Genomic DNA, 10,223 nt, shown 5'->3' with positions numbered 1-10,223 from the left:
GCCCGCGGGGGCGCCCGACCCCCGCACGGCCCGTACGCCGGCCGAATTGGCGCGCGGAACGTGACCCTCCCCGCGCAACCGGATTTCCTATGCGTCGCCAGTCCCATTATCGGGTCCGATTGCGAACCGTCCCTCATCTGCGCCTCAGAACTATGCCGGTTTACTACGATGAATCAGGAATGTTCGACCACGCACGCCTTTTCGTGTAACCGTCGGGCTTTCTACCTGCGGTTTTGCAAACGGAGAACACGCGGTGCTCGGGGGTCGCCGATCCGTCGTAGTAAACCAGCATGGTTTTGAAATGGCATCAGGTTGAATTCACGCAGAAATGTTTTGGAGCCCTGAATTTAAGGCCTTAACTTTTTATAAAACACTTTTTATCTGCGGCGGGCCTAGATTAGCTGTTGTTTAGCATCGAACTTGATCTTGCGTTGTGCGACTTGCTCGTGCATGGTAGTATTTCACGACGTGAAGCGAAGAAATTAGGCCTGAGTTGCCTTTGCTAGAATTGCATTCACCGTTCATAAGGGCTCTTGGCGCAACGGTTAGCGCAGGGGACTCATAATCCCTGGGTTCTGGGTTCGAATCCCGGAGGGCCCACCAGAGTATTTCGAAGCCGGGCATTACGCCCGGCCTCTTTGTTATTGGCGCTGCAGACTAGGTTTGCCATCCAGAAACGTAAAGTTATTAACATTCATATTCGTAATTAACAATGGGTATGTCGCCAAGATGCTGCCCAGTCAACACATGGCGTAAATCGATAGATATGAAAAAAGGCCCCAACTTGCGTTAGAGCCTCATTCAATGCTCGGGTGGAGACGAGGGGGATCGAACCCCTGACCTCTTGACTGCCAGTCAAGCGCTCTCCCAGCTGAGCTACGCCCCCGTGCGAAGAAGTACTATACGGGAACTCCCCCGCCGATGCAAGGACAATTTTGGAAAAGATTTTACGGTGCGTGGAACGGCGCGGGGCCGAAGAGACACACGATGCCCGAAATAGCCCGCGGGGCGCGCCCCGCGGGCAGCGGCAAGCTCGCCCTCCTTCCCGGGGTTCGGCATGTCGACCCAGGTGCCACCGGTCAGAACAAAGCAATCCGCGGTGCTTCCGCGGGAGGGTTTCGTCTGAGCCTCTATCCGCGCCTTCGGGCCAATTTACTGAACCGTGCGTAGCTCGCGCCAGCTGGTCGCTTCATAAACGGACCGGTTTACTACGACGATTCCCGGATTTCCGACCTCACGCCTGCTTTCGCAAAACGGGCAGGTTATCTACCTGCGGTTTTATGAGCGGCGAATTCGGTGTGTTCAGCCACCCTCAATCCAACGTAGTAAACCGGCATTGTTTTAAAATGGCACTTAATTACTGGCAGCATATAAAGTATTAAAAATGCTCACTAGGCCATTATTACTTACCAATACCAAGCCAATTGCACAGAACGTTGGCCCGTAATCTGGTTTCAGCACATCTCATCGCCTCGGTTTTTGGCTTGTAGCGCAACTCCAATCGCTTACACACACTGTGAATGATGGCATCAAGCTGTTCGTGATCATTGAGCATGTCATGAGTTACAAGAAATACGTCGTATCCCATGCTTTGCAATGCTGTCATTCGAGAGGCATCGTGGTCAAGCACAGCGCCCGATCCATGGATAACCTCTCCTTGAAGTTCGATAATCACAGCCTTCATTGTTATTGGGTTTACGATGACGATATCGCCGTAACAGACTTTCTGACCTGCGATTTTCCGAGCTGAATTCGACAGCGGTGTTAAGTCGTTGACGTATATGTTTTTAAACTCCGCTCCGCCGGCACGTCTCGGATGACTTAGCAACATGATTCCAGCAACTTCTAGCGGGGATGCCGCAATACCCATTACCTGCTGTGCGGCTTCGTAGAATTGCTTTCCCCACATCTCGCCCTTAACCTTCGCTGCAAATCTGTGCAGTTCTTCTATTTCAATAAGAGGCTTTCTCATCCAGAGCGATGTTCCCTTTCCGTTAGCTTTATTTCCGGATCCGTTATTCTGCTGCCCACTTTGATTATTCTCACTATCCTTCTGGTGCGCCCGAGCATAGACTCGCTTCCATGGGGCCTCGTCTTGTGTTTCGTCTAGTTCAAACAGACTTTCTGTGGTGTACTGCTCTTCTTCTGATTTTGCCTGCTCAAGTGCCATGTCGACCGCGGGCGATGGTTTAAAAACTGAGAACCATCCGCAGAACTCGTACATAGCCAGAACCAAGTCGCATGAAGAAACGCTTCGAGTCATGGTGTATAGCGTATTAAGAGGGTCTGTGACGCTAAAGCCCATACCCGTGTCGATGGAAACCTTCTCTATATAGGCGCTGTTCCATCGGATGGTCCGTCTTGTCTCGGAATGCAGGTTGCTTCGTGTTGATGCTGCTGTGATGACTGGCGTCTTGAGGACGTCGGTTACGAAAGGGGCTTGGGATAGGGCGCGCCAGCCGTCTTCAGAGTTGGGCAGACGCGGGTAGAGATCGCGCACCTGCGGTGGGCAGCGCCAGTAACGGAATGCGGTGTTTGCGCAGACAATCTCGTCCATGTGGACCTCCCCCTAGCTTCCGGCATGAGCCGTGTGACTTACGGGTCTGATTATCTAGGTGAGCATCATGCGGGTAAGTACCGGAAGCTGACCAAACACTGACCAAAAGAGGGATGGGTTGTGATGAAAGCAGGCGCGATTGATGGAATGCGCAGGTAGTGAAGCCGTGCGTCTAGTCTCAGTCTTCACAATTGCTCGTAGATTGCGCAGAGAATTCAAGGAATGAGCGCAGACGCTTTTCACAAAACGTGCGATGACGTCACCTAGCGTGAGCCGGTACGGGTGCTTTTATACATGTGTAGGAATTGTGAAGGGGACATGCTCAATATAAAACGGGACCCCATTTTAATAAAAATCAAAAATTTGGTGTCACTTTTGGTGTCAGCCTTGGTGTCAAAAAGAAAAAGGTCAGAAGCTTAACACCTCTGACCTGCGCTTTTGATGGTGGGCGATACAAGATTCGAACTTGTGACCCCATCCGTGTGAAGGATATGCTCTACCCCTGAGCCAATCGCCCGTCGCCTTTCGGCAAAAGAGATACTAACATAGCCGCGCGAGGTTTTCCAAGAACTTTTTGCCCTCGATTTTAAATTCGTGGGTGCTAGCCAAGTCAAAACAACCAAAACAATCGGCAAAACCGCAGCTAAATCACCCTTTATCGTTTAATCCACGAGGTTTCGGGGCGGCAGATAAGTCGCGCGTTGTTGTAGGCCATGTCGAGCGTGAGACAGGTGCGCGCGGCGTAGAAACCGTCCTCGCGTTGGATGGTCAGCGCCAGCTCGGGCTTGTCGCCGGTCAGGCACAGCGGTAGGAGTAGCTGGATCCGGCCGCCGTAGAACTGCGGCACCGCGAGCGTATATTTGGCTGCGGCGCGGCGGGCGGCCTCGACGACAGCCCCCTCAAAGGCGCGACGCAGCAGCAGCGAGTTGTCCTCCCCCATCAGGCTAGCAGGAATGCGCGTCAGGTTCTCCTCGTCGCCCAGAATGTGGTCGATGTTGGAGCGGATGGGCAGGCGGTAGTCAAAGACAAGCTCGGAGGGGTCCTCGGCAAAGCGCACGCGGCACGGCAGGTACTCAAACGAGACCAGCATGGGGTCGCTCTCCTTAAAGAAGCCCTTCAAAAACCAGCGCTGGCGCGCGTCGGGCTTGGTGTTGGGCTCAAACAGGCCGTAGATGGTCTCGTAGCGGCGCGTGTACAGGCCGGTGTTAAACAGGCATCGGTCGTCGTCGAACACCAGCGGCAGGTTGGACGGCGCGGTCTGGTCCACGTCGCGCTCGGTCAAAAATACTGCGCGGCTAAACGAAAACGACAGGTAGTTTTTGAGGATGCGGTTGCCGGGACCCCAGTCCTCGGGGTCGGCGAGGTCGGCCAAGCGGTCGTAGCAGGGCTCGGGGCAAAACGCGAAGTCGTATACATTGCTGCACAGGGTGTTGGGGATCTCCATGTGGCGTCCAATCCATCTCATAGCTGGCGTGCGGATGCTTTGATTCTGTACGTGCGACGGGTCGGCCATATCCGCAATGCAACCGCGGCGTAGCTCTTCGGCGAGCCCACTGGTCGTGCGGTTTCCGGATACGAGGTCTTGGATCCAGGCGTAGTACTGGTTGTCTTTGGGCTCGGGGCTGTCGGACAGCTCGACCGGAGTGCCGGCGAACCTTAAGACGGACAACGCAAAGACAAGGCTGGTTCGTTTGTTACCGTCTTCAAAGATGTGGTCCTTGACCATGTGCTCGGCCACGTAGGTGACCTGGTCAAAGATGTCTGCGAAGCGATCGGCCGGCGATTGACCGAATATCGTACAGAATGCACCCGCAAGCACGGACTCGACGCGTCCAAGCTCAAGCGCGGCCCGGTCGCCTGTGGCGTCGGTTGTATAGCAGCGCCCGACCGTCATCAGCGTGCTGTGCAGGCGCATCGCGGCCGCGGCCATATCTTCGAGCGAACCGGCATCATCGAGCACGAGCGGCGCGAACGGACGAGCGCTCCGCCGCGTAGCCGCCATCATGAGTTCTCCAAGAGCCTGAGCGCGTTGGGCATGCCCGTAATGGTTAACTCAACTGCATGGTCGATTGACATAGAGTCGTCGAGCGAAATCGGTAATGTTGAATTTGCCTCGTCCGCTATTGAATGATCTTCTTGTGCAGCTCGACCAGTACCGTCTTCTAGCTGAACATAGCTCCAAAGCATTGCTACCTCGTTTACAACTTTTTGAGTTAAAAGACTGCCCCTAACGCGGGTTGAATCACACTAGTTACCCGACCCAAATACGTCATCTACAAGATCAGGCAAGTCTGTCCATACTTGATAGGCGGCAACGTTGTCCGGATTCATTTCTCTTGCACGACGTTTATCATCCGTATTGTGCTTTGCGGCATTGGTCAAAGCCTGGCCCTTGTTGCCGTCAATTATTTCAAGATTTACCGACTTGAACTTTGACGCGGAGGACCTGTTGGGGTCAGTAGATTTTAGAACGCCAAGGTCGCGCGCTCTTTTCTCACATTGTGGCGTCGATGCAAAAGTTTCCGGGCATGGTGAGACATGATCGATAAGCCATACTTCAAAGCATGGATTGGAGATCGCGAGCCTAACTCCTTTTGTCTTTGCTTCTCGTTCTGCTGCGGTTAGGTTTCTGAACTCATCTGAATCGACTACGATCCATGCGGAACTCAATGCTTCGATTTCGCCTGCTTTAACGGCCTTTTTATCTGAATCGAGCTCTCGCGAGAGCTGCTTGGCGACCTTCAAGGGGTCTCCGTCAATATGCCGATAACGCACGCTTCCGCGAACGTCCATTTCACTAATAAGGAAGTTGAAGTATTCGGTTTCGGTCACCTTTCCATTAGACACAATTAGGTGGCGCTTTCTTTTGGCTCTTGTTTGCTTTTTGCGGCCGCGAGCAAGCCCTCTCCTTTCTGCCTTAGCCATTTATGTCAGCGCCTTCCTTCATGAGTTGGGCCACAAGTTGATGAAAACTTGGGTTGGGCAGCGGCACATAGACACCGTTTAAGTAATTGCGCCCCAGATTCTCATTTGCACGAGGCGAATACTCCATCGCAGCAATTAATTGCGAATCACCTTCAGAGTCCTTTTCCACAAACCAGACCTGGTCACGTTCAAGCACCGCTTCCATAGGGCTGGTTCGCGTCATCAAGGTGACATCATGGGTCGAGAAGATTAGCTGCGCGCCCTTTGGATTTGTGTCGGGATCGGCGAACAGTGAGACGAAGTCGCGCAGGAGCGTAGGATGAAGGCTCGAATCAAGCTCGTCAATTACTGTTGTGGCTCCACTGCTTAAAGAGCGTAAGGCAACCGAGAAAAACGCCAGCGCAGCTTTTGTGCCCTCCGATTCATGGGCGGAGTCCAGCCAAAAGCCATCTCCCGAGCCTTTGTGGTGGAAGAACAGATCATAGGCAAACGACCATTTAAAGTCTTCTGCAATTTTATTACGTGCCTCTTCCGGAATCTCATCTAGTCCAATGAGTGAGTCTTTTAAACCCATGACACCTTCCGATTGACGGACATCCATGCCGTCAATTCCAATGTCAGCATATTTAATGAGCTGAGATAGCATCTGAGCTCGTGCGTCATCGTTGATAAACAGCTTTTTAATGGTGGCGAGCTCTGCAAGATAATGCGTTGCATCATAGAGATTGATGTCATTGGCAAGGGCTGCGAATGCGGGTTGAATTACATCACTTCCAGCCGCCGCGGCGGCAGATAAGAACAAAGAATTATTGCGCGTGATATCCCAAAGTTGTTTTTTTGCACCTGTAAAGGTACTACCAAATTTAATTGACTGTTCCCCGTTTATCGAAGAGCGGTCATAGAGAAGGGACGGCTGTTTTGATCGATACACAGTGAGGTTCTCATATGTAACCTCATTTTTGTTCACACCAAATGAAAACTCATACTTTAAGTTGCTAGCGATAAAATCTATCGAGAATTCTGTGTCACTTGATCGCGATTCCGAGTCAAGTAAAAAGGGGACGATGGGTATTTGAGAATTCGCATCGCCTGCCGCATAACCTGTACGAATAAAGTAAGAGACAAAGTAAAGAGCATTTAGGAAATTTGATTTGCCTGACGCGTTTGCGCCGTAAACCGCAGCCACTCGCACAGGCCCAAGTTCCTTTTTGCTCGAAATCGGTTCAAACGAGAACTGTTGAGCATCTCGAAAGCTCTGAAAGTTCTTAAATGAAAAATTGAGGATCATCTTCAGAATCCTTTTCAAAAAAGTTGATTCACCGCAGACATTCTTTAATAACAAGGAAAATTATATTGTTTTAAAACCATTATTTGTTAGTTTCGAACAAATATCTACTTTAAATTGAGATTCAAACTAAAGGTCTCAGCAAGTCCATACAACATAATGTCTGAAACTGATTTTCTACACTGCTTTTAAGAACAATTTTTAATGATGTCCGCACGCGGCTTTAGATTTCTTTTGTCCATCAGAGCTGTAAAACGAAAGGGACGAAATGTTGTTTTGCAAGGACGGGTCCAGTTGGCTGGATGTTATAGATGATGCAGGCGTTCTGGTTCGCCGCCTAGAAATACTTGAGAACCTTCTCCGAAAGTGCACCTTCGATATGCCGAGAACAGAATGCAAGTTCGTGGATGATACCGCTGAGGGATATGACGGAAGCGAAATGTTGCTGTTTCTCGATGAGTCTTTATTGGAGCTAATTGAAGGCTATAGAACTCAGATTGAGAAATACAAAGTTGCATCTAAAAGGGGCCAGACCGACTTTGGAACCAGCACAAGCTTAGGAAGAAAGAAATCGAGGATCCCCGCTATTCAAATTGATAAAGCAGCATAATAAATTTGAATTTGGGTAGGGCTGAAAGGTAACACGGAGGTCATACCTTAACCCTGTTTGCCCTCGTCATTCATTCACTTGTGACGAGGGCCTCGCACCTTCTATAAAAGCGCGAGCTGAATTATGTTTTACTTATAAGGGCGGAGGATCCGGCATGAGCAAGAATAAAAGCGACCAGAACGCGCACGAAGAGCAAGTGTTCAATGATGTTCTTAGGCTATCAATGGCCTCGGGTGGATACAAGAAGAAAGCTGCCTTGAAGGTGTGTGGATCTATTAACGCAGGCAGCGAGTGCCCTGATATTGTTATTACCCGCGAAAATGGATCCATTGTTGGTTTGGAGCATTTTAGAATCGACCATAACATCAAACATGGTCGAAACGCTCAATCAAAATCTGCTGAGCTCACATCTGCGTTGAAAGCTGAGCGCGAAAAGCTAATGCCAAGGCTTGAAGCCGACGATGTTTTGCCGGAGGAATTGGCGAGCATCGTCGCAAACTATGTCTCGTTGGCAAAATATCATCAAAGCTGTGCATGCCGTGACGATCTGACGCGCTCTCTAGATGCCCGATTGTTTGGTGGAAAAACAGGTCATGCTCGCAAATTACCTAAATACCGCAATCACCTTACTGAACTTAGCGGTGATGATGGACGCATTGAATTGGGCTATTTAATTGAAATTCATTCAGATTTTCAGGGATTATTCATTCACGATGGAACAAGAGTGGCCCGCCTCGACAGTGGACAATGCCCACTTTATGCGGAAATTTACGATCTCCTTTGCAAGGCATCTTGCGAGGTCGATTGGATCCTAATAGGTTTTTACCCATGCCTGACTGACCAGATTGCGAATGCCGCCATCATAGATTGTCGTAACAATATGTTTAAGGAGAGCTGCCGCAGGCAGCGTCTTAAAAGAACGGAATATTTAGGTCTAGGTAAAACGGAACCCTTTCTCAAACAAAGCAGAGCCGGAGAAACAGAAATTGAGCTTTGCGCAGATAAGGTAAATATCACAATCGAAAACCCCGCTGAAGGGATTTGCCCTGAGCTTCTATTTGGCACCGCGATCATTGATGCTGCAAGAGCATTAAATCTTGATAGAAGCGGTGAACCGTATACAGCAACGATTTCTGTTCAATTGATTTACGAACTCGTGCGGATGAGGAGCAAGGGGATTCGAGGCATTGTGACAATTTACGATGTTATGCGGCTGCTTTTAGAAATTGAGTGGGCTGTATTAAAACAAGAGATTGACAGTTTTGGCGTACGGTACAACATTTCCGAAACACCAGACTTTTGCTTATAGACAATCCGGGATGTCACTAAGAAACCAGCTCATACAGCTCACCAATGAGTCCGGTTTAATATTTGCCCGCTTTAGCACCGTCGAATATTGCGAGGCAACTCTGATGGTCTTTCGCTTGGGCACCAGGGTCGACAAAGATCCCGGTGCCCTTTCGTTGCCTTCAGTCTAACCTGCGACATTATTGAATGCTTTTCTCATTCATGTGGACCTGGGTCGCATGTCACGATTCAGCCCATGATCACGTCCGTATGGCCTCTGCCTTCGATAATTGGGTGCCTATAGACAAACACGCAAATAGTTATACCTTGTGGATGTCTCTTTCTTCCAAATGGCAGCTATCTCAACAACGACATGCGGCAGCTAGAAGCACTGTCCCCAGCAGGAAAAGCGTCGCAGAAGCGGCTATCCAGTTGTTGTCGCCGGTCTTGGGGAGTGCCACAGTTGTTGCGGTGGCAGGCTTGGGCTTGACCGTCTTGGCGACCGTGGTCTTGGTTGTCGTAGCCGCGGGTTTCAGCGCGGGATTTTCCGTGGACCCCGTGGTGGGCTCTCCGGCAGCGGGGTTAGCATCGATGGGAGACTTATCCACGCTATCGCCAGGCACAACGACCCCATCGGTCTCCTCCGCCGGCGGCGTGGCCACATCGGGCTCAACCACCACGTGCGCTGCCACGACCCCTGCAGCATCCACCACGCCACCAGCACCAAAGACTCCGTCAGTAGGCGTCACAAACCGTGCGGACACAAGCGACCCGCCCGTGCGCGCAACGCCGCCGTCGGCACCGGCCGCTTCAAGCCACGAGGCGTCGACGGAAAGCCGACAGCCGGCCGCACCATCGCCAAGGCCCGCATCCTGCAGATACACGCCGTAGGCGCGCACGCCCGCTCCGGACCCGGCGCCCGCGGCAACGACGCGTCCGCCGCCGCGCACGGCCATGTCGCCTGCGATCACGCCGGCGACCGCCTCGTCCGTGATATCGGCCCCGTCTGCCCGGGCATCGACGGTGCAGCCGTCCACCGCGAGCGCCTGAGAGACGTGGATCCCGCACTGCGAGCCCGTCGCCGTCAGGGTCCCGGTACCGCGAAGCGTCAGGTTGCCCCACACCTCCATGCCGCACAGCGTGATGTCCGCATCGGGCGCATGCGTCTCCGTCACCGAGTTGCGCCCCACAAGCGTCACGACCAGGTCGCCGTCTGCGCCGATGGCCTCGCCCGCGTAGCCGTCAAGCTCCAGATGGCCGGCATCGGTCCAGGCCCAGCCGGGGCCCGACACGCCCGGCTCGTAGTGCGTCGCGCCCGCGATGAACAGGCTCTCCGCGCCCGCGGCGCAAGTTGGCTCGCCCAGCAAGACGCATAGGCAGGCCATGGCAGCGATCGCAATGTGATGACGGCTGGTGTGGGACTCGGCAGCAAACATACCCGCTCCGATCTTCGCAGAGCCAATAGAATGTGCACCAGAAAATGCCCTGGTAGCAGCAGCTATTAGTTTAGCGAGATCAGGCCGTAAACAAAGAAAATGCCTCTGAGCTGTGCCAACAAT

Annotated in this window: 7 protein-coding genes and 3 tRNA genes; 3 read left to right on the top strand and 7 right to left on the bottom strand. The window is 52.1% G+C overall.

Annotated elements, in window-relative coordinates:
- The first annotated feature begins 527 nt into the window (after positions 1-527).
- Positions 528-603 (top strand) — tRNA-Ile (locus DWY51_RS02010).
- Positions 604-813: 210 nt separating this feature from the next.
- On the opposite strand, the gene DWY51_RS02005 is transcribed toward DWY51_RS02010, so the two are convergent.
- From DWY51_RS02005 to DWY51_RS01975, 6 genes are all read right to left on the bottom strand, one after another.
- Positions 814-886, bottom strand: a tRNA-Ala gene (locus tag DWY51_RS02005).
- Positions 887-1,402: 516 nt separating this feature from the next.
- A complete protein-coding gene (locus tag DWY51_RS02000) occupies positions 1,403-2,557 on the bottom strand; it encodes a hypothetical protein (protein WP_117769684.1) in 1,155 nt (384 codons plus the stop codon).
- Positions 2,558-2,999: 442 nt separating this feature from the next.
- Positions 3,000-3,074, bottom strand: a tRNA-Val gene (locus DWY51_RS01995).
- Positions 3,075-3,212: 138 nt separating this feature from the next.
- Positions 3,213-4,562 carry a DUF3825 domain-containing protein gene (locus DWY51_RS01990; RefSeq protein WP_117769683.1) on the bottom strand — a complete coding sequence of 450 codons (1,350 nt, stop codon included), beginning with the start codon at positions 4,560-4,562 and terminating at the stop codon, positions 3,213-3,215.
- 242 nt (positions 4,563-4,804) lie between these two features.
- Positions 4,805-5,482 carry an RloB family protein gene (locus DWY51_RS01980; RefSeq protein ID WP_117769681.1) on the bottom strand — a complete coding sequence of 226 codons (678 nt, stop codon included), beginning with the start codon at positions 5,480-5,482 and terminating at the stop codon, positions 4,805-4,807.
- Positions 5,475-6,770, bottom strand: a complete 1,296-nt coding sequence (locus tag DWY51_RS01975; RefSeq protein WP_117769680.1) for an ATP/GTP-binding protein — start codon at positions 6,768-6,770, stop codon at positions 5,475-5,477. Before DWY51_RS01975 ends, DWY51_RS01980 begins: the two co-directional genes overlap by 8 nt.
- 265 nt (positions 6,771-7,035) lie before the next feature.
- Between DWY51_RS01975 and DWY51_RS01970 the strand changes: the two genes are divergently transcribed.
- Both DWY51_RS01970 and DWY51_RS01965 read left to right on the top strand, forming a co-directional pair.
- Positions 7,036-7,377 (top strand): hypothetical protein, encoded by a 342-nt coding sequence (locus tag DWY51_RS01970; RefSeq protein WP_035138300.1) that lies wholly within the window; start codon positions 7,036-7,038, stop codon positions 7,375-7,377.
- A gap of 154 nt (positions 7,378-7,531) precedes the next feature.
- Complete coding sequence (locus DWY51_RS01965; RefSeq protein WP_117769679.1) at positions 7,532-8,686, top strand: hypothetical protein; 1,155 nt, start codon at positions 7,532-7,534, stop codon at positions 8,684-8,686.
- 340 nt (positions 8,687-9,026) lie between these two features.
- Here the strand turns inward: DWY51_RS01965 and DWY51_RS01960 are convergent, their stop codons facing one another.
- Positions 9,027-10,100, bottom strand: coding sequence for a hypothetical protein (locus tag DWY51_RS01960; protein WP_117769678.1), 1,074 nt, complete (start codon positions 10,098-10,100; stop codon positions 9,027-9,029).
- Positions 10,101-10,223: the final 123 nt, after the last annotated feature.

It is taken from the genome of Collinsella sp. AF25-2LB (genome assembly GCF_003458415.1).
Taxonomy (GTDB): Bacteria; Actinomycetota; Coriobacteriia; order Coriobacteriales; family Coriobacteriaceae; genus Collinsella.
Note: the sequence above shows the minus strand (reverse complement) of the source record. Positions and strands in the feature narration are given on the sequence as shown.

Bases quoted from the DNA above. Each gene is read 5' to 3' on its own strand.
- DWY51_RS01965 (WP_117769679.1), top strand. From the start codon at position 7,532: ATGAGCAAGAATAAAAGCGACCAGAACGCGCACGAAGAGCAAGTGTTC.
- DWY51_RS01975 (WP_117769680.1), bottom strand. From the start codon at position 6,770: ATGATCCTCAATTTTTCATTTAAGAACTTTCAGAGCTTTCGAGATGCT.
- DWY51_RS02000 (WP_117769684.1), bottom strand. From the start codon at position 2,557: ATGGACGAGATTGTCTGCGCAAACACCGCATTCCGTTACTGGCGCTGC.
- DWY51_RS01960 (WP_117769678.1), bottom strand. From the start codon at position 10,100: ATGTTTGCTGCCGAGTCCCACACCAGCCGTCATCACATTGCGATCGCT.
- DWY51_RS01970 (WP_035138300.1), top strand. From the start codon at position 7,036: ATGTTGTTTTGCAAGGACGGGTCCAGTTGGCTGGATGTTATAGATGAT.
- DWY51_RS01990 (WP_117769683.1), bottom strand. From the start codon at position 4,562: ATGATGGCGGCTACGCGGCGGAGCGCTCGTCCGTTCGCGCCGCTCGTG.
- DWY51_RS01980 (WP_117769681.1), bottom strand. From the start codon at position 5,482: ATGGCTAAGGCAGAAAGGAGAGGGCTTGCTCGCGGCCGCAAAAAGCAA.